The organism is Bradyrhizobium sp. BRP56 (assembly GCF_020194035.1).
In the GTDB taxonomy this organism is placed as follows: domain Bacteria; phylum Pseudomonadota; class Alphaproteobacteria; order Rhizobiales; family Xanthobacteraceae; genus Bradyrhizobium; species Bradyrhizobium australafricanum.
In genome coordinates this window covers 48,704-67,824 of sequence record NZ_JADYVV010000049.1, presented here as the reverse complement: position 1 = coordinate 67,824, position 19,121 = coordinate 48,704, and the positions used below count along the sequence as shown (strand labels likewise).

Here is a 19,121-nt window from a genome sequence, read left to right as displayed (position 1 = left end):
AGATCGTCCCGCCGATATTGCTCCCGAGTGATCTTGGTCCAGGGCATCGTGCTCTCCCTCGAATCTTTGCAAATCCGATGGAATCACACCCCACTGAGATCACTCACCCATTTTTCAGTCAGGCTCTCAGGATGACGGGTTTGATCCCGGCGCTCACAGTTCAAGCGCGATCAGCCCCACCCTCAATTCCCCGTCTGCAGTTCGCCGAAGCGGTCCCAGGTCTTGCCGTTGAAGCGCATCAGTTGCATCTGATCGACCGGCACGTGGTCGGCCGGCGAGGTGTTGACCTTGATGCCCGGCAGCAGCATCGGCAATTCCAGGCCCTTGATCGCGAATGCCTGACGCAGGATGTTCTCGGTCGAGAGATCGTCGCCGCAGGCCTTGAGCACCGCCTCCAGCGCCATCGCGCTGTTGTAGGCGTTGACGTAGTTGGTGTCGTGCTGGTCGCCTTCCGGCACGTATCTGGTCATGAACTCGCGCCAGCCCTTCATGCCGGGATCGTCGCTCCATGCCGGGTCGTCCGGATCCTTCACATAGGCCGTGGAGATGATGCCGGTGCCGGCCTCGAGGCCGGCAGGCTGCATCACGGTCGAGATCCACACCGCTGTGTTGGACAGGAACGTCATCGGCCGCCAGCCGATCTCAAAGGCCTTGCGGATCGACTGCGCCGCGAATTTCGGCGTCGCCGCGATCACGAAGACGTCGGCATTGGTGGCCTTCAGCTTGACGATCTGGGAGTCGATCGTCGGGTCCGTGATCTCATAGGTCGCAACGGTGACGACGGCATCATACTTCTCGCCGAGCACGTCCTTGAGGCCGGCGAGATAGTCGCGGCCGTAGTCGTCGTTCTGCGAGATGACGGCGAACCTTGCATTCGGATTCTTCGCCAGCGCATAGCGCGCATAGAGCCGTGCCTCGTGGCGGAACGGCGCCTGCACGCCCATCGTCGCCTGCGGGAATTGCGTGACGTCGCCGAATTTCGAGGCGCCGGAGGCCAGGAACAGCTGCGGGATGTTCTTGCCCTGCAGGTACTTTGCGATCGCGGTGTTGTGCGCGGTGCCGATCGAGGAGAAGATCAGCGCGACCTCGTCGCTCTCGACGAGGCGGCGCGTCTGCTCCACCGTCTTCGGCGGCGCGTAGGAATCGTCCAGCGAGATGAAGTTGATCTTGCGGCCATTGATGCCGCCGCGATCGTTCAGCATCCTGAAATAGCCGGCTTCGCCCTTGCCGAGCGCGCCGAACGCCGACACCGGCCCGCTATAGGGCATGGTCTGGCCGATCCTGATTTCGGTTGATGTGACGCCGCGCATCTCGGCGGCGATGGAAGACGTGGGCAGCAGCAGGAACGAAATGGCGCCAAGCGCGCCGAATGCCTTGCGCATCGGCCTCCCCTCCCCTTTTTCTTGCCGCGCCTTCAGACAACGCGGCCGTGCCGTTTGACGGCTTGGCGCGAGGATGCCACGGTGTTGCAGCGGAGGCCACGGATATTCGAAAGGCGCGATCTCAGCGCTTGCCGCGGTCCTTGGCGGGGATCACGAATTTCAGTCCCGACCAGACGTCATCGACCGCACAGACCTTGACGTCGACCAGGCCGTTCGCGAGCCCGGTCGCGCGGACCTCCTTCTCCGTAAGATCAGTCGCGACGCCCGAACTCTTCTTCGGCCACGACACCCAGATCATGCCGTCAGGGGCGATCGCCTGACGATAACGCCGCAGCTTGGCCGCAAACCCCTCGGCCTTGGCGGCGAACAGGTGCACGGCATCGAGCGGTGCCCGTGCGGTCTTCGTCACCAGCACATCGGCGGGCAGTTTGCCGACAACGTCGCCGTAGGGAACGGACAACCCGTCGACAAAAATACAAAAGCCCGGCTTGAGGCCGAGCTTTTGCACGACTGGTTTGCCGGACGTGCCGGCCATCGCGGGCGAGGCTTACGCCTGCGGCTGCGGCTCCATGCCGGTGTCCGGATCGGGACGCGGGCGCGGCTTGCCGGCCGGCGGCACGGCGGAGGCGCGCGGCGTCGACGGCTCCAGCACCGACTCCCGGTTGGGCTTCTTGCCCTTCAAGAGGTCGATGATCTCGTCGCCGGTCAGCGTCTCGAACTCGAGCAGGCCCTTGGCGAGCGCCTCGAGATCCTCGCGCTTCTCGGTGAGGATCTTGGTCGCCTCGTTGTAGCCTTCCTCGACCAGACGCCTGATCTCGGAGTCGATTTTCTGGACGGTCGCCTCCGATGCGTTCTGCGTGCGCGAGACCGACATGCCGAGGAACACCTCGTCCTGGTTCTCGCCGTAGGAGACGGTGCCGAGCTCTTCCGAGAGGCCCCAGCGCGTCACCATCATGCGGGCAAGGCGGGTCGCCTGCTCGATGTCGGAGGCGGCGCCCGAGGTCACCTTCTCGCGGCCGAAGATCAACTCTTCGGCGACGCGGCCACCCATCATGATGGCGAGGCGCGAGGTCATCTGCTCGAGTGACATCGACAGCTTGTCGCGCTCGGGCAGCTGCATCACCATGCCCAGCGCACGGCCGCGCGGAATGATGGTCGCCTTGTGGATCGGATCGGTCGCGACGACGTTGAGGCCGACGATGGCGTGGCCGCCCTCGTGATAGGCCGTCAGCAGCTTCTCTTCCTCGGTCATCACGAGCGACTTGCGCTCGGCGCCCATCATCACCTTGTCCTTGGCCTCTTCGAACTCGGCCTGCGTCACCATCCGCTTGTTGCGGCGGGCGGCGGTCAGCGCAGCCTCGTTGACGAGGTTCATCAGGTCGGCGCCCGAGAAGCCCGGGGTGCCGCGCGCGATGGTCTTGAGGTTGATATCCGGCGCCAGCGGCACCTTGCGAACGTGAACCTTGAGGATCTGCTCGCGGCCGACGACGTCCGGGTTCGGCACCACGACCTGGCGGTCGAAGCGGCCGGGACGCAGCAGCGCGGGATCGAGCACGTCGGGACGGTTGGTCGCCGCGATCAGGATCACGCCCTCATTGGCCTCGAAGCCGTCCATCTCGACCAGCAGCTGGTTCAGCGTCTGCTCGCGCTCATCGTTGCCGCCGCCGAGGCCGGCGCCGCGATGACGGCCGACCGCGTCGATTTCGTCGATGAAGATAATGCAGGGCGCGTTCTTCTTGGCCTGCTCGAACATGTCGCGGACGCGGCTCGCGCCGACGCCGACGAACATCTCGACGAAGTCAGAACCGGAGATGGTGAAGAACGGCACGTTGGCTTCGCCCGCGACCGCGCGCGCGATCAGCGTCTTGCCGGTGCCGGGAGGGCCGACCAGCAGCACGCCGCGCGGAATCCGTCCGCCGAGCCGCTGGAATTTGCCGGGGTCGCGGAGGAATTCGACGATCTCCTGCAGGTCCTGCTTGGCCTCGTCGACACCCGCGACGTCCTCGAATGTGACGCGGCCATGCGCCTCGGTCAGCATCTTGGCGCGCGACTTGCCAAAGCCCATCGCCTTGCCGGCGCCGCCCTGCATCTGCCGCGACAGGAATATCCACACGCCGATCAGCGCGATGAACGGCAACCAGGAGACGAGCAGCGAGACGAACCACGGCACGTTGTCGCCGGGCGCCTTCGCGGTGATCTGCACCTTGGCGTCAAAGAGGCGCTTCACGAGCGTCGGATCGCTCGGCGCGTAGGTCTGGAAGCTCGTGCCGTTGTTGAAGGTGCCGTGAATCTCCGGCCCCTGGATCACGACGTCGCGGACATGGCCCTGATCGACCTCAGTGAGAAGCTGCGAGAACGAGATGTCCGAGGACGACGAGCGCTGGCCAGGATTCTGGAAAAGCGTGAACAACGCCAGCAACAGCAGGACAATGATGACCCAGAGGGCGAAATTCCGCAGATTGGCGTTCATGGTCTTCCTTCGTGGTCGCGCGGATCGCGGCCTCTCTCTATCCTTGGGCAGGCTCTGTGGGAATCCCCAGGGAATCCATCCCGTCGATGGCATACAATTTAGGTGCCGCTGGGGTAGATGCCAAGGGAACCACGCACGACTATTTACCGCATCCTAGCGCGATTCCCGGTCAAAAAATGGCGCTGAATCCGGTGTTTTTCCGGGGTGGTTAAGCCTCTTTGCCCGATTATGACAGCGATTGAAACAATCGAACCCGGCTCAGCGAGAGCGCCCCCGGCGGGGTGGCGCCGGCCCGATCCTGATCCGGCCGGCGGCGATGCTGATGACCGCTCCGGCAAGGGTCTGTTTCAGCCTGGATTCGCGTTTTCCCAAAGTCCCATCCAAGGCCTCGTCCATCGCGGCGAGCAGGGTTTCGACCTTGCCGAGCTCGGCCGGGCCCTCATGTCCGACGCGGTCGATGGCGCGCTTGAGCAGACGGACGCGGATTTCCTCGGGCATTACTGCGAACAGTGCAGCATCGAAGCCCGTGCCGGAATTATCCTCGCTCTTCAACGCAAGATAGTGCTCGGCGCCGTCGACCAGCACCTCCAGCGCGGCGTTGGCGCGCGCGATCCGCGCGGCAAGCCGCGCCAGGTTCCGCGCGTCGCCGCCCTCCGCCGCGAGCATCGGCATCAGCGCGCGCAGCCGCGGACGCGTGAAGGATCGGTCGCGGTTGGTCGGATCGTCGGCAAAGCCGATGCGCGCCTTCTGCAGCGTCGCGATCAGCTGGGCCTTGGAGATGTCGAGCAGCGGCCGTGTCAGCAAGACGCCATCGCGCTCGGTCTCGCGCGCCATTGCCGAGAGGCCCGCAACGCCGCTGCCGCGCAGCATCCGCATCAACAGCGTCTCGGCCTGATCGTCACGGGTGTGCGCGGTCAAAATATGCGTGGCGCCATGCTTGCGTGCGGCCTGCGCGAGCAGTCGATAGCGGGCCGCGCGCGCCGCTGCCGGCACGCCGGTTCCAGGCTTTGGTCCAGTCCAACGCAACGTGTGATGCGGCAGCTCGAGACTTCGCGCCAGCCGCTTGACGTCGCGCGCCTCGCGAGCCGCTTCAGGACGCAGGCCGTGATCGACCGTGACCGCCACCAGCCGCGGTCCCTGCGCGAGCGCGCGGCGCCAGCGCGCGGCGAGCCACATCAGCGCGACTGAATCGGGACCGCCGGACACCGCAAGCAGGAGCGCCGGCGCGCCCGCAAGGCCTGCGAACAGGCGCTTGGCGTCCCTTGCCGGGATGGCGGATTGATCGTCGGGCATCGCAAAACCAGCTGCTGGCGGAGAGGCCGGAAGCGGCCTTCCCGCATCTGGTTTAGCACTTCACGCGCTTCTGCTCGCGGTCAACCGCAGCCTTGACCCCGCCGGACGCGCGCGGGTACTTCCGCGTGATCTCGCCGAACGCTGCGCAGGCCGCTTCCTTTTCCTTCAGCGCAGCCAGCGACTGGCCGAGCCGCAGCAGGGCGTCGGGCGCCTTCGCGGATTTGTCGAACTTGGTGGTCACGCCGAGGAAGGTCTCCGCAGCGTCGCGATATTGCTGGCGCTGGAAATAGCTTTCGCCGAGCCAGTATTGCGAGTCCGCCACCAGGGGATCGTTCGGATACTTCTGGCCGAAGTTCTTCATCGTCTCTTCGGCGAGCGCATAGTCCTTGCGCTGCATATAGCCGATGCCGAGGTCGAACTCGTCCTTCGACGTCGCCGACGGCGGCAGCGTGGTCAGGGCTGCGCTCGCGCCGGGCGCACGCTGCGGGCTGGTGTTGCCGAGATTGAGCGGCTCGCCTGCGCCACGGCCGCCGGGCGCACCAACCGCCGCCTCACTGGGCATCGGCATCCCGCCGCCGCCAAGTGCGCGCGGCGCCCCTGGGGCATTCGGGTTCTGGTTCGGATCGAAGGCATCGCCGCGGCCGCGGCGGCCGGAAGCCGCCGGCGCCGGCTCCTGCGCGATCGGCGCAGGCGCCGCGATCTGCTGCTGCTGGTCATAGCCACCCTGCGGCGGCCGGCCATATCCTTGCTGCGGCTGGCCGTAGCCTTGCTGGGGCTGGCCGTAGCCCGGCTGCGCTTGCGGGTAGGCCTGCGGTTGCTGCGCCGGTGGCGCCGCCGCAACGGGTTGGCCCGCCGGAGCCTGTCCAGCTGGGCCGGGCGGTTGCCCGCCAAGCTGCCGCAGCCGCTCCTCGAGCTGGCGGTTACGGTATTGCAGTTCCTCGTTCTGGCCGGTCAGCTGCCGCAGCTGGTTCTCGAGTCGCTCGATCCGCATTTCAGCATCGGAATCGTCGGATTGGGCAAACACTGGCGCGGAAACGGCGAGCAACGCCGCGATCGCCGCGGCGGAGGTAAGAAAATGAATCCTGGATGACATTTTGCCCTGACGACGAGATCGACGTGAAAAGCGAGCGACATTGAAAGACGGAGTACGCCGGAATTGTGACTGGCACTTCAAATCCGGGACAGCGTCGCGGGATACCGGTTTAGTACGGACGCTGGAACAAGCAAGCGGCCAATTGCGCGCAGCTTCGTTCATCTTGATGACGGCGGGCCGGGCCTTCCACGCGGCCAAAACAAAACCGGCGCCCGAAGGCGCCGGATTGAAAACACTCATTCAGGTTCGCGTCAGGAGCTGGCGTTCAGCACGGTGACGGCGCGACGATTCTGCGACCAGCAGGAGATGTCGTTACAGACCGCGACCGGACGCTCCTTGCCGTAGGAAATGGTGCGCATCCGGCTCGGATCGATGCCGCGCGAGGCAAGGTAAGCGCGGACCGACTGGGCACGGCGGGCACCGAGCGCGATGTTGTATTCGCGGGTGCCGCGCTCGTCGGCATGACCTTCGATGGTGAAGGAGTAACGGTTATAGGTCTGCAGCCACTGCGCCTGCTTGTCGAGGGTCGCCGTCGCCTGCGGGCTGAGATCGGTCTGATCGCTCTCAAAGAACACGCGGTCGCCGACATTGACCACGAAATCCTGCTGGCTGCCCGGGGTCGCGGCGCCCCCAATCGCGCCATTGGCGTCCAACGGGTTCTTGTTGGCGCAGGCGCCCATCGACAGCGCCACCGCCAGAACCGCAACCAGCTTCATACCCTGGAGATAATTCATTCCCGGAGCCTCCACGCTCGCGCTCTTCGTACTACCCAATCGGTCTACAGGGCGATGGTTAAGCGAACGTTCCGTCAACCTTGACGAGACCTTGCTGAACCCCATCAAATGCCAGGCAATGGCGAAAAGCGCGCCCGATGGTTAATGGGTGGCAAATGTGGCGCGATGGTGAAGGGAAGGCAAGGTTCGCGGGAACCGGCCGCTTTTGCAGGACAATTTGGCCTGCGCGCAACAGTCGATCGACACTGAATCGATGAGAATGCCGCTTCCCTCAGGGATTCGGCACGATCGAAGCGCGCTCGAACGGCTGCACGAAGCCGTCGGGCTGCAACTGGCCTTCGCGGTCGAACAGCATGCGCCGCTCGAAGGCGCTGGAGCGCAGGAAGGGATAGCGGGCCAGCACGCGTTCCCGCACCGTCGGCAAATGCGACGCCATCAAGCCGACCGGCTTCACCAGCCCGGGATAGAGCCGCGGCTCCGACCAGGTCTCGTGCAGGAACACACGCCGGTAGAACGCCATGTGCTCGGGCCGGACCGGCGCCAGGCCGTAATCGGCGTTGAAGTGCACGCCCGCGGTCGAGCCGAGGCGCACGGTGACATAGGGCAGTTCCGGGACGTTCCGGGCCTTTTCGGGATCCGCGACGAAGCGCGTCGAGTCGATGAAGACCAGACCCTGATCAAGCTTCGGCAGCAGCACGTCGCCGAACACCTCGAGCGTCGGTGAGGTGCGCCATTCCGGCGTCACCACGGTGATGCGGATCGAGCTGCAGAGTTCGCCCTGCAGATAGACACCAAACACCCAGGCATTCGGCGCATCATCGAACTGATCGACGACCCGCTCGTCCGCCGAGGGCCGGATCGCGCCTTCGCGCAGATAGGCGCGATAGCGAAGCCGGTAGATCTCGTCTTTCTGTTCCGGGGTCTGAGCGAGGCGGTAATCGACTTGATCCAGAGGGTCCGCAAGCCTTCCTGTCGCGGGCTTGATGGCTTCGGCCGCGGACCTCATTTGGTACTCCCTGAACAACGCAACAACTTCAACGCGCGGCCAAAAGATTAACAGCTTCTTAATTTCCGTCAAAGCAATCGAGGCAATACAGTTAACCTCTCGCCGCGAGGGTACGCTACGAATGGTGCAGCCGAAGGCTCTCACAACTATCGATTGAGGGTATTGCGCCGGGTCAAGCGATCGAGCGCGAGGGAACCACGTGCAGTTGCTCGTCGGTCCGCCGGCCGTGCGAGGCATTGAGCAGCTGGCGGATGCGGACGGAGGGAACCGGCCGGCTGAACAGGTATCCCTGTGCTTCGGTCACCGCGCCATCGGCGCTGATCAGTTCGAGCTGCTCATTGGTCTCGATGCCCTCGACCACGACCGACATGCCGAGATCCGCCGACAGCCGCGCCACCCCGCGCAGCAGGGTCAGCGGACGGTCGCTGTCGATGCCTTCGAGGAAGGACCGGTCGATCTTGACCTTCTGCAGCGGGAAATTGTGCAGGTAGCTGAGCGACGAGTATCCGGTGCCGAAATCGTCCAGCGAGATCCGCACGCCGAGCGAGCGCAACTGGGACAGCAGGTCGTGGGTCAGCTCGGTGTTGTGCAGCAGCGAGGATTCGGTGATCTCGATCTCGAGCCGGTGCGCCGGCAGGCCGGAGACCTCGAGCGCGTAGCGAACCTCGCTCAGCACGTCGCGCTGGTGGAACTGCTGCGGCGAGAAGTTGACCGCGACGCTGACCGCCTCGGGCCACTTCATGCATTCCATGCAGGCCTTGCGAAGGATCCAGCGGCCGAGATCGACGATCAGGCCCATGTCCTCGGCAACCGGAATGATGTCGACCGGAGAGACCGTGCCGCGCGCCGGATGGTTCCAGCGCAACAGGGCCTCGCAGGTGCTCACCTTGCCGGACTTCAGGTTGATCAGCGGCTGGTAGAACAGCTCGAATTCCTCGTTGGCGAGCGCCTTGCGCAGGTCGAGCTCGAGGATGCGACGGGCCTCGACGGTCTGCGCCATCTCGTCGCGGAAGAAGCAGAAGGTACCGCGGCCGTCGGCCTTGGCGCGGTAGAGCGCCATGTCGGCGTTCTTCAGCAATGTGTCGGCGCCGACGCCGGGCGCGGTCATCGCGATGCCGACGCTGGCTCCGATCTCGACCAGGTGGTTGTCGATCTTGTAGCGCTCGCTGAGGCGGTCGACGATGCGCCGCGCCAGTGCTGCAGCGTCCTCGTGCGAGTGGATGTTCTGCTGGAACACCACGAACTCGTCGCCGCCGAACCGCGCCACGAAATCCTCCGGCCGCAGCATCTCGCGCAGCCGCTCGGCGACCGCGCAGAGCAGCTGGTCGCCGCAGGGATGGCCGAGCGTATCGTTGACCTGCTTGAACTGGTCGAGGTCGACGAACAGTAATGCGGAGCGATGGTCGCCGTGCTGCATGGCGAGCAGCCGGCCGATTTCGTCGCGGAAATTGACGCGGTTGGGCAGCGCGGTCAGCTCGTCGTAGCGCGCGAGGTGGCTGATCCGGGCCTCGGCGTCCTTGCGCTCGGTGATGTCCTCGACCAGCACCACAGTGCCGCCGCCGGCCATCGGCTGGAAGGTCCAGTCGAGCGAGCGGTTCTTGGTTGGGTCGGGGTCGCTGGTGACGATATCGCCGCGCTGCGAGCTCTCGATCTCGTAGAGGATCTGCTGTGCGGCCGCGGCCGAGATCGAGCCGGACAGGACGCAGGCGTTGCAGATGTCGGTGGCGCTGGCGCCGCGCTGCACGAAATCGTCCGACAGCTGCATCATCTCGATGAAGCGGTGGTTCATCACCGCAACGCGGCCGTCGGCGCTGAACATGCAGAGGCCGTGCGGCATGTTGTTCAGCGCGGTATCGAACTGGCCCGCCAGCGCGGCCTCGCGCTCCTTGGCGATCCAGGCGTTGACGTAGATGCGTTGCAGGCTGGAGGTCAGGTGCCGGATGGCGCTGAAGAACACCAGGCTGAGCAGCGCAAGGGCGATGTGATAGGGGCCGCCGACATACATCAGCGCCAGGATCAAGGGACCGATCGACATCAACAGATGCAGGTGGAAGATCTGCGGCCGGCCGAAGGTCCGCCCTACCCCCGCCGAGGTGTAGGCGACCACCGTGGTCACGCACAGCATGTGCGCGGCGGCATCATTGGTCGTCAGCAGCACGGTGACGCCCCAGATGCCGAGCGAGATGCCGTAGGCGATGGTGCCGATCCGGTAACGCTTCTCCCAGGTCACGGACTCTTCGACGGTGAGCCGGGAATTGCGCTGCTGGTAGCGGTACATCTGCAGCGCGCGCGCCAGCCCCACCACGATGAACAGCGGCACGCACAGCCAGCACAACAGATTGCTCGTGACAGCCGCAATCACGGCGCCCGCAATGGCGGGACCGAAGGCGCCGAAAATCATGGGCGCTGGGTTCATGAACAGGGAATCGACCAGTGCCGCCGAAATCGTCGGCGACATCGACCGGTCCGGTTCACCCGTCTGACTTGCAAACTGCATTGTGAGAGCGCGCGTCCTTTTCAGCTCGCACTCTTACTGATCGCAGGTGAAGTCTTTCTGAGCGAACATCGTTAGCAAGTCCTTGCCGCGCCCAGGCGACGACCGGAATTCACCATGAAATTCAGTGCGCTAGGTGAGAAGTGCTGACCGCCGCCGAGGTTCCCAGGAGCAGTCTGCACCCAGCTCACGACAACAGCGGTGACCAGGCCGGGTCGGAGGCAAAGCCCGGGGTCGGCACCCGCAGCTCGTTGCGGCCGGAGACGTCGATGGTGAACAGCGACGGGCCGCTGTTGCCGCCGGGATCGCGGAAGAACATCACGACGCGTCCGTTCGGCGCAAACGTCGGGCCTTCATTGTGGAAACCCGAGGTCAGGATGCGCTCGCCCGAGCCGTCGGGTTTCATGATGCCGATCGCGAACTGCCCGCCGCCCTGCTTGGTGAAGGCGATATAGTCGCCGCGCGGCGACCACACCGGCGTCGAATAGGTGCCGTCGCCGAACGAGATGCGCTGTGCGCCGCCGCCGGTTGCCGGCATCACGTAGATCTGCGGCTTGCCGCCGCGATCGGATTCGAAGCAGAGCCGCGTGCCGTCGGGCGCATAGGACGGCGAGGTGTCGATCGCCGGCGTGTCGGTCAGCCGCGTCATCGACTTCGAGCGCAGATCCATCACGAACAGGTTGGAGTTGCCGCCCTGCTGCAGGCTCATGATGACGCGCTGGCCGTCGGGCGAGAAGCGCGGCGAGAACGACATGCCCGGGAAGTTGCCGACGATCTCGCGCTGGCCGGTCTCGATGTTGAGCAGATAGACGCGCGGGTCGCCCTGCCCGAACTCCATATAGGTGATTTCCTGGGTCGACGGCGAGAAGCGCGGCGTCAGCACGAGATCCGAACCGCGGGTCAGGTAGCGCACATTGGCGCCGTCCTGGTCCATCAGCGCGAGACGCTTGACGCGGCGATCCGCCGAGCCGCTCTCGTCGACGAACACGACGCGGGTATCGAAATAACCCTTCTCGCCGGTCATCCGCTCGTAGATCTGATCGGAGATGATGTGCGCGATGCGCCGCCAGTATTCGGCCGAGGTATCGTACTGCTGACCGGCGAGCTGCTGGCCGGTGTTGACGTCCCAGAGCCGGAATTCCGCCTTCACTCGCCCGTTGCCCTGGCGCGTCATGCGGCCGGTCACCAGCGCCTGCGCGTTGATGCTCTTCCAGTTGTTGAAGTTCGGCGCCGCGTCGATGTTGATCTGCTTCTCGAGATAGGCGGCCTGATCGATCGGCGCGAACAAGCCGCTGCGCTTCAGGTTGTTGGTGATCACCTGCGTGACGCCGACGCCGACTTCAGCATCGCCAGGCGTGCCGGCGGCGAAGTTCGGGATCGCGATCGGCACCGGCGCGAACTCGCCCTCGGTGATGGTGATCCGCTTCTGGGCGGATGCGGGGCCGGTGAGGCCACCCAGCATCGCGCCGGCGGACGCCATTCCGGCCAGGATCTGCCGGCGGCTCGGACGGAATAGCGTGTGAGGCAAGCGGGTCTTGTCAATCATCGTTCGAACTCATGCTCGTAAACGGTAGCGTGCAATTTCAGCTCTGCCTCTCGGTGAAGGCCGGCTCGAAGAACTGCCACTCCTCAAAGAATGCAGGAGGCAATCGATAGGGCTGGCACTCGATGATCGCGCGCAGGCCACTCTCCTGATACACCCGAAGATAAGGCGTCTTCGCGTTTCCTACCACGACCGGCATGCCTTCCAGCGTGCCGTCGCGCTTCAAATGGATGGAGAACACGGCTTCTGCCATCTGTGCCTCTATTCCACCGTAAGGCTTCTTCCAGCAGCGCTCGACCTGCTGCCGGAACATCGCGCCCCAGGTCGCGGAATTGTCAGCAGCCTTGCCCTTCGCGGTGCCGAGCGCCGCATTGGCATTGAGCGTATCGCCGGTCGCCGCGGCGCGCGTCGGGTCACGCTTGTCGAGCAGGGCTGCGATCTTGCTCTGGTCGAACACGCGATCCTTCGGCTTCTGCTCCGGCGGCGGCTTGGCGGCCTGCTGCACCGGCTTCGGCGGCGGCTTCTTCTCTTCCTTCTTGATCGCTTCCGCGATCGGGTCGGGTTTCACCGGATCGGGTTTCTTCTCGACCGGCTTCGGCTCTTCCTTCGGCTTGTTCTCGACCTTCTTCGGCGGATCCGGCTTCTTGTCTTCCGGCTTCTCCACCTTCGGCGCCGGCTGCGGCGCGGTGTCGGTCACGACAGGGGGCTTTTTCTCCTCGACCTTGCCGACGGTGTCGTCGACCGGCTTGGCTTCAGCGACCTTGTCGACCAGCGGCTTGGGATTTTCCTTCTTGCCGTCCTTCTGACCGGCCATGACATGCGAGAGCTGGTCGGGCGAGATCACGTCGACGGCAACCGATTCCTCTTCGGGCATCACGTACGCCTTGGTCGACCACGACACGAGGCCCCACCCGATCACGAGGACGTGCAGGACAATCGATGCCGCCAGAGTCTTGTCGACCTTGACCTTCAAATCAGGCTTCCCCGTGCCTTGGCATGGTGGTTATCCGCCTTCCGGGATGATGACGATATTCGCCTTGAATCCCGCGGCCCGGACCTCCCCGAGCAGTTTCATCATATCCGTGTAACAGACGTCCTTGTCGCCACGCAGATAGACCACTTTTTCGGCATCCGACCGGGCGTCACCGATCGCCTTGATCTTGGCCGGAAAATCGGCGGCCGTGACCGGCGCGTCACCCAGATAGAGCTCGACATTCGAGTTGCAGCCGCCGCCGGTGCGCTTGACCGACAGTGTCAGCGGCGGCTGGTTCGACGAGATCGACTTGCCGCCGCTCGCCACCGGCAGGTCGATGTCGATGTTCGACGTCATCAGCGGCGCCGCCACCATGAAGATGATCAGCAGCACCAGCATCACGTCGACCATCGGCGTGACGTTGATCTCGGCCATGACCGGCTTGCGCCCGCCGCGGCGGCGTCTGCCACCGCCGGACCCTGCCATGCTCATCGCCATGATCGCACACCCGCAAAAGTGACCATCATCTAACTCAACCCCGCTCGTCGATCTGACGGGACAGGATGGCGGAGAACTCGTCGGCGAACCCCTCCAGGCGCGCGGCCTGCCGGTTCACCTCCGAAGTGAACTTATTGTAGAAAATAGTCGCCGGAATTGCGGCAATCAGGCCGATCGCGGTGGCAAACAGCGCTTCCGCGATACCGGGCGCCACCACCGCCAAAGAGGTGTTTTTGGAGGCCGCGATCGACTGGAAGCTCGACATGATGCCCCAAACGGTGCCGAACAGGCCGACAAAGGGACCGGCCGAGCCCACGGTGGCGAGCACCAGCAGCCGGCGTTCCAGCCGCTCCACCTCCCGGGCGATCGAGACGTTCATGACCTTCTCGATCCGCGCCTGCAGGCCGGCAAAGGACCGCGACTGGCTTTCGAAGGAGCGCTTCCACTCCCGCATCGCCGCGACGAAACAGGCCGCCATCGACTGGGTCGGCTTCGCAGAGAGGGCCCGGTAGAGTTCCTCGATCGACTGGCCGGACCAGAAAGCCTGCTCGAACTTGTCCATGGCCCGTTTGGTGCGGGCGTAGAGCAGGATCTTGTCGATTGCGATCGCCCAGACCCACACCGAGCAGGACAGAAGTCCCAACATCACGCATTTGACGACCCAATGGGCCTGCCAGAACAGCGCGATCAGCGACACGTCGCTCGATGCCAGTGGCAGAGTTGACTGAGCCACGTCGGCGGGATTCATCGGCAATATCCTCTCAACGCAAGTGTCCCAATTCGGCGGGCCGCCAATCGGCACCCCTTCCACGGCCGCGCGCCCGGCGCGGCAAAACTGCGCGAGAGCCTCTTACATCTGTCGCATGGGGGGCCCGTCCAAAGCCGGGCCCTGCTTCCCCTGCCAACATGTCAAAACGAGGGCTTTTCACGCGTCATTCCGACCCTAACCAAACGCTAATCATGGTTAAGGCGAGGTTACCAAAGGGAAATTTGGAGGCGGGAAATGCCGCCGGCGAGGGAGGTTGGCGGGTTCCGGAGATGAACAGTTTCCGCGGGATGGAAGGTGATGAGACCCCTCCCCACGTCGTCCCGGCCTGTGCGCAATTGCGCACGGGGGGCCGGGACCCATAACCACCGCACTCAATCATGAACGGGATCGCGGTCCCAGCGCGCGCAACGTTTGAGACTTGGGGTAATGGGTCCCGGCCTTCGCCGGGACGACGGGAAGGATTGTTCTCGATTCAAGTTGCCACACCACGCGGTGTCATCACCCGCGCATGCGCATGCGGGTGATCCAGTATTCCAGAGACGGCGGTGCCGAGCATATCTCACGTCAAGTGCCGCACGATCGCGAGGCCGGCGAACAGGCCGGCGATCGAGAGCGCCACCGAGCCCGCGACATACAACACCGCAAGGCCGAGCTCGCCGCGCTCATAGAGCAGCGCTGTGTCGAGCGAGAAGGCGGAGAAGGTGGTGTAGCCGCCGAGGATGCCGGTCATCAAAAATAGCCGCCAGGGCTGCGAGGCGTCGCCCTTGAAGGCGAGATAGCCGGCGATCAGGCCCATCACGGTCGAGCCCGTGATGTTGATGATGAAGGTGCCGTAGGGAAACGCGGTGCCGATGCAGCGCGCGCAGGTGACGTTGATCAGCTGGCGCAACGTCGCACCGAGACCGCCGCCGAAGAAGACGAGGAGATAGCTTGCCGCGTTACCCACCAATGCCCCCGCTGGTGTGTGTCGAGTGAGGGCGCATCTTGCCGCACACTCAAATCACCCAACCCTGAAAGGGGAGGGTCGACGCGAATGAAATGAGCGGCGGGGCGGGGTCACAGTCTCTCCATTGAGAGACTGCTCGTGCTGAGAGATGACCCCTCCCCGTTTCGCATTTCGCTTCGCTGCATGCGAAACGACCCTCCCCTTTCAGGGGAGGGTGAAGAAATATGCGACGGTCGAAGCCGCGCTTAGCCGGCCTTGCCGAACAGCTCGTCGACATAGTCCCAGTTGACGAGGTTTTCGACGAACGCCTTCAGATAGTCCGGACGACGGTTGCGGTAGTCGATGTAGTAGGAGTGCTCCCAGACGTCGACGCCGAGGATCGGCACCGCGCCGTGGACCAGCGGGTTCTCGCCGTTCGGAGTCTTGGCGACTTCGAGCTTGCCGCCCTTGACCTGCAGCCAGGCCCAGCCGGAGCCGAACTGACCGGCGCCGGCAGCGGCGAAGTCGGCCTTGAACTTGTCGAAGCCGCCGAGGTCCTCGTTGATTTTCTTCTCGAGCCGGCCGGGCAGCTTGCTGCCGCCGCCGTTCGGCTTCATCCACTTCCAGAAATGGATGTGGTTGTAGTGCTGACCGGCATTGTTGAAGACGGCCGCGTTCTTGCCGAACGAACCCTTCACGATCTCCTCGAGGGACTTGCCTTCGAATTCGGTCCCCTTGATCGCGTTGTTGCCGTTGGTGACGTAGGCTTGGTGATGCTTGTCGTGGTGAAACTCCAGCGTTTCCTTGGACATGTAGGGAGCAAGGGCGTCGTGGGCGTAGGGCAGATCGGGTAGCGTGAAGGTCATGGGGTAATGTCCAACAGAGGGTGGGAGACTACACTTAACGGGTCCCCCTTATAGAAGGTTCCATGGCGGAGAAACACCGCATTTTCGGATCGCCCATGACAGATCGGCACAGCCCGAACCAAGACCAAGGACCCAGACGATGAGCATCGAAATCGACATTCTCAACGGAGATGCATCGTGGAAGCGCGCCGAGCCGCTGCTCCAGGCGGTCTGGAGCCCGGATGCGGTCGAGAAACCAGCCTGGGCCGATATCAAATGGGCCCATGCGGATTTGCGCGTACTGCTCGATGCGCCCGACGACAGCGGGCTCGCCTGCCATGTCGGTATCTATTTCCGGACCGTCACCTGGAATGGCCACAAGGTGCATGTCGGCGGCATCGGCGGAGTCTCGACCCGCGCGGACTGCCGGCGGCGCGGCTATGCGTCGCTGGCGTTAGATGCCGCCGTGCACACCATTCGTGCCAACGACGCGGTGAAATTTGCAATCTTATTCTGCGAGCCGCACAATTTTGCGTTCTACCAGGCGCGCGGCTGGCATCCCTTCAGCGGCGAAGTTTATTGCGAGCAGCCTTCCGGGCAGATCCGCTTCGAAGCGATGGCGCCGTTCGTCAACGACATCGTCCGCGCGCCGCGCCAGGGCAAGATCGACCTATGCGGCCTGCCGTGGTGACCCCTGCATCGGCGGCGGTGGCGATGGACGGTGCAACCTCGTAACATGTCGATCATCATTTATTGATTGCGAGCCCGGTTCACTGGCGTTGGATTGCAGTGCGCCCCTCTCCCGCTTGCGAAGTGAGCCGTGACGCATGACCATTGATGCCTCGATCGACGACGTGCAGCCGGCCACGGCCGCGCCCGCCACGCCGGTCAATGACCTGCTGACCGCGCCGATCCTGCCGACGCTGCTTCGCCTCGCGATCCCGAACACCATCGCCATGTTCGGCTCGACGCTGGTCGCGGTGGCCGAGACCTCTTACATCGGCCGGCTCGGCACCGAGCCGCTGGCCGGCATTGCGCTGGTGTTTCCGTTCGCGATGCTGACGCAGATGATGTCGGCCGGCGCGATGGGCGGCGGCGTCTCGTCGGCGATCAGCCGCGCGCTCGGCGCCGGCGACCGCGACCGCGCCGCCGATCTGGCGCTGCATGCGGCTATCATCGGCGGATGCGCCGGACTGTTCTTCACCGTGATGATGCTGGGCTTCGGCCGCAACTTCTATGCGCTGCTCGGCGGACATGGCGGCGTGCTCGAGCAGTCGATGCATTACTCGCAGGTGCTGTTCTCCGGCGCGATCTCGATCTGGCTGGTCAACACGCTCGCCTCCGTGGTGCGCGGCACCGGTGACATGCGGATTCCCTCGATGACTCTGATCACGGTCTCGATGATCCAGATCGCGGTCGGCGGCGTGCTTGGTCTCGGGTTGTTCGGCATGCCCGGTCTCGGCATGCGCGGCGTCGCCGCCGGACAGCTCACGGCCTTCACGTGTGGTGCGATCTTCCTCGCCTGGTATCTCGCCTCTGGCCGCAGCCGGTTGAAGCTCGACTTCGCCGCCTTCAGCTTCCAGCGCGCGATGTTCCTCGACATCCTCAAGGTCGGCGCGATCTCCTGCCTGTCGCCGCTGCAGAGCGTGCTGACCATCCTGATCTTCACCAAGATCCTGGCCAGCTTCGGCACCGAGACGCTGGCCGGTTACGGCATGGGCTCGCGGTTGGAGTTTTTGCTGATCCCGATCGCGTTCGCGGTCGGCGTCGCCTCGGTGCCGATGGTCGGCATGGCGATCGGCGCGGGATTCGTGACGCGCGCCCGCAAGGTGGCGTGGACCGCCGGCACCGTCGCCGGACTTGTCGTTGGCTTCGTCGGACTTGTGGTCGCGCTCAAGCCGACGCTGTGGATTGCGCTGTTCACCACCGATCCCGGCGTGACCGCCGCGGCTTCGTCCTATTTCGCGCTGGCCGGCCCGGGCTTCGGCTTCTTCGGCGTCGGCGTCTGTCTCTATTTCTCCTCGCAGGGCGCGGCCAAGGTCGGCGGACCGGTGCTGGCCGGCACCATCCGCCTGCTGCTGGTCGGCATCGGCGGCTGGTGGCTCGCTACCGTGAGCGCCCCGGCGTGGACGCTGTTTGCGCTGGTCGGCGGTGCAATGGTGGCATTCGGCCTTGCCAGCATCATTTCGATCCGGCTGACCCGCTGGGGATAAATACGACACAGCGCCCTCGCACCGGAGCGTTGCCTGAGCATGACTGCTCCGGAAACAGGCACCAGATTTTTTTCGGGACCGCGCTCACCTGATCGCGCGAATATGACATTGCAGAAATTCTTCGACTTGTTATGCAGGCCGACCTCTAAAGCGCGATGAGATTGGGTCGAATCGTCATCGCGCTTTAGCTCTTTGTTTGATCATGATCTTTTCAGAAAACCGCTTCGCACTTTTCCGCATCATGCTCTAGGGGAATGAGCCATGGCCTGCAGATTCGAATTCATGATCGCAATCATTGCGACGGTGCTTGCCGTGCCCGTCGCGCATGCGCAAGGCGCGCCTGAGCCGGTCGGCGTCTGGCAGACCCAGGCCGGCGATGCCCGCGTCAAGATCAGCAAATGCGGCGGCGGCATCTGCGGCGTGGTGGTGAGCCTGCGCGACCCGATCGATCCGATGACCGGCAAGCCCCAGATCGACAACAAGAATCCGAATCCGTCGCTGTCCAGCCGGCCGATCGTCGGGCTGCCGCTGTTTTCCGGCATGCATCCGGTCGCCGCGGGCAAATGGTCGGGCCAGATCTACAACGCCGACGACGGCGGCACCTATGCGAGCAGCATCTCGGTGACCGGCGAGAGCACGCTGCGCGTCGAAGGCTGCGTCGGCGCGCTGTGCGGCGGCGAGACCTGGACGCGGGTGGGGCGGTAATTCTGAGCCGAGCGGCAACCGCGACGGGACCGTGCTCCCTCGCCCCGCTCTTGCGGGGAGAGGGTTGGGGTGAGGGGCTCTATCCGCGTAGCCATATCTGAATTGTAGTCAGCTCACCGTCGATCTCGCGAGTCGGATGAATATCTCCTTGCGGCCACGCATTGCCCTGCCCTCACCC

Annotated in this window: 17 protein-coding genes; 3 read left to right on the top strand and 14 right to left on the bottom strand. The window is 64.4% G+C overall.

Annotated features, from left to right (window positions below; translation table 11 throughout):
* Positions 1 to 182: 182 nt before the first annotated feature.
* The 14 genes from I6F38_RS29300 to I6F38_RS29235 all read right to left on the bottom strand — a co-directional run bounded on the left by I6F38_RS29300 (position 183) and on the right by I6F38_RS29235 (position 16,046).
* The gene (locus I6F38_RS29300) at positions 183 to 1,382 is read right to left on the bottom strand and encodes an ABC transporter substrate-binding protein (protein ID WP_225162826.1); all 1,200 of its coding nucleotides are present in this window, start codon (positions 1,380 to 1,382) and stop codon (positions 183 to 185) included.
* 121 nt (positions 1,383 to 1,503) lie between these two features.
* Positions 1,504 to 1,890, bottom strand: coding sequence for a DUF3052 domain-containing protein (locus tag I6F38_RS29295; protein ID WP_225162825.1), 387 nt, complete (start codon positions 1,888 to 1,890; stop codon positions 1,504 to 1,506).
* Positions 1,891 to 1,929: 39 nt separating this feature from the next.
* Positions 1,930 to 3,852, bottom strand: coding sequence for an ATP-dependent zinc metalloprotease FtsH (ftsH, locus tag I6F38_RS29290; RefSeq protein WP_057018122.1), 1,923 nt, complete (start codon positions 3,850 to 3,852; stop codon positions 1,930 to 1,932).
* A gap of 258 nt (positions 3,853 to 4,110) precedes the next feature.
* The gene (gene tilS, locus I6F38_RS29285; protein WP_225162824.1) at positions 4,111 to 5,145 is read right to left on the bottom strand and encodes a tRNA lysidine(34) synthetase TilS; all 1,035 of its coding nucleotides are present in this window, start codon (positions 5,143 to 5,145) and stop codon (positions 4,111 to 4,113) included.
* Positions 5,146 to 5,197: 52 nt separating this feature from the next.
* Positions 5,198 to 6,238, bottom strand: a complete 1,041-nt coding sequence (gene ybgF / locus I6F38_RS29280; protein ID WP_225162823.1) for a tol-pal system protein YbgF — start codon at positions 6,236 to 6,238, stop codon at positions 5,198 to 5,200.
* A gap of 251 nt (positions 6,239 to 6,489) precedes the next feature.
* Complete coding sequence (pal, locus tag I6F38_RS29275; protein WP_016846948.1) at positions 6,490 to 6,972, bottom strand: peptidoglycan-associated lipoprotein Pal; 483 nt, start codon at positions 6,970 to 6,972, stop codon at positions 6,490 to 6,492.
* Between the two features lie 271 nt (positions 6,973 to 7,243).
* Complete coding sequence (locus tag I6F38_RS29270; RefSeq protein WP_057018120.1) at positions 7,244 to 7,978, bottom strand: hypothetical protein; 735 nt, start codon at positions 7,976 to 7,978, stop codon at positions 7,244 to 7,246.
* 172 nt (positions 7,979 to 8,150) lie between these two features.
* The gene (locus I6F38_RS29265) at positions 8,151 to 10,475 is read right to left on the bottom strand and encodes an EAL domain-containing protein (protein WP_076828017.1); all 2,325 of its coding nucleotides are present in this window, start codon (positions 10,473 to 10,475) and stop codon (positions 8,151 to 8,153) included.
* Between the two features lie 184 nt (positions 10,476 to 10,659).
* On the bottom strand, positions 10,660 to 12,018 hold the full coding sequence (gene tolB, locus I6F38_RS29260) for a Tol-Pal system beta propeller repeat protein TolB (protein WP_092080739.1): 1,359 nt from the start codon (positions 12,016 to 12,018) through the stop codon (positions 10,660 to 10,662).
* A 37-nt stretch (positions 12,019 to 12,055) separates the two neighbouring features.
* Positions 12,056 to 12,988 carry a cell envelope integrity protein TolA gene (locus I6F38_RS29255; RefSeq protein WP_092080736.1) on the bottom strand — a complete coding sequence of 311 codons (933 nt, stop codon included), beginning with the start codon at positions 12,986 to 12,988 and terminating at the stop codon, positions 12,056 to 12,058.
* A 30-nt stretch (positions 12,989 to 13,018) separates the two neighbouring features.
* Positions 13,019 to 13,486, bottom strand: coding sequence for a biopolymer transporter ExbD (locus I6F38_RS29250; RefSeq protein WP_016846953.1), 468 nt, complete (start codon positions 13,484 to 13,486; stop codon positions 13,019 to 13,021).
* A gap of 34 nt (positions 13,487 to 13,520) precedes the next feature.
* A complete protein-coding gene (gene tolQ, locus I6F38_RS29245) occupies positions 13,521 to 14,234 on the bottom strand; it encodes a protein TolQ (RefSeq protein WP_016846954.1) in 714 nt (237 codons plus the stop codon).
* A gap of 580 nt (positions 14,235 to 14,814) precedes the next feature.
* Positions 14,815 to 15,201, bottom strand: coding sequence for a fluoride efflux transporter CrcB (gene crcB, locus I6F38_RS29240; RefSeq protein WP_028338252.1), 387 nt, complete (start codon positions 15,199 to 15,201; stop codon positions 14,815 to 14,817).
* A gap of 245 nt (positions 15,202 to 15,446) precedes the next feature.
* The gene (locus I6F38_RS29235; RefSeq protein WP_016846956.1) at positions 15,447 to 16,046 is read right to left on the bottom strand and encodes a superoxide dismutase; all 600 of its coding nucleotides are present in this window, start codon (positions 16,044 to 16,046) and stop codon (positions 15,447 to 15,449) included.
* 139 nt (positions 16,047 to 16,185) lie between these two features.
* On the opposite strand from I6F38_RS29235, the gene I6F38_RS29230 reads away from it, so the two are divergent.
* The 3 genes from I6F38_RS29230 to I6F38_RS29220 all read left to right on the top strand — a co-directional run bounded on the left by I6F38_RS29230 (position 16,186) and on the right by I6F38_RS29220 (position 18,943).
* Positions 16,186 to 16,716, top strand: coding sequence for a GNAT family N-acetyltransferase (locus tag I6F38_RS29230; protein WP_092080730.1), 531 nt, complete (start codon positions 16,186 to 16,188; stop codon positions 16,714 to 16,716).
* A 136-nt stretch (positions 16,717 to 16,852) separates the two neighbouring features.
* Positions 16,853 to 18,238, top strand: a complete 1,386-nt coding sequence (locus I6F38_RS29225; protein ID WP_225162822.1) for an MATE family efflux transporter — start codon at positions 16,853 to 16,855, stop codon at positions 18,236 to 18,238.
* A 261-nt stretch (positions 18,239 to 18,499) separates the two neighbouring features.
* Positions 18,500 to 18,943 (top strand): DUF2147 domain-containing protein, encoded by a 444-nt coding sequence (locus tag I6F38_RS29220; RefSeq protein WP_225162821.1) that lies wholly within the window; start codon positions 18,500 to 18,502, stop codon positions 18,941 to 18,943.
* Positions 18,944 to 19,121: the final 178 nt, after the last annotated feature.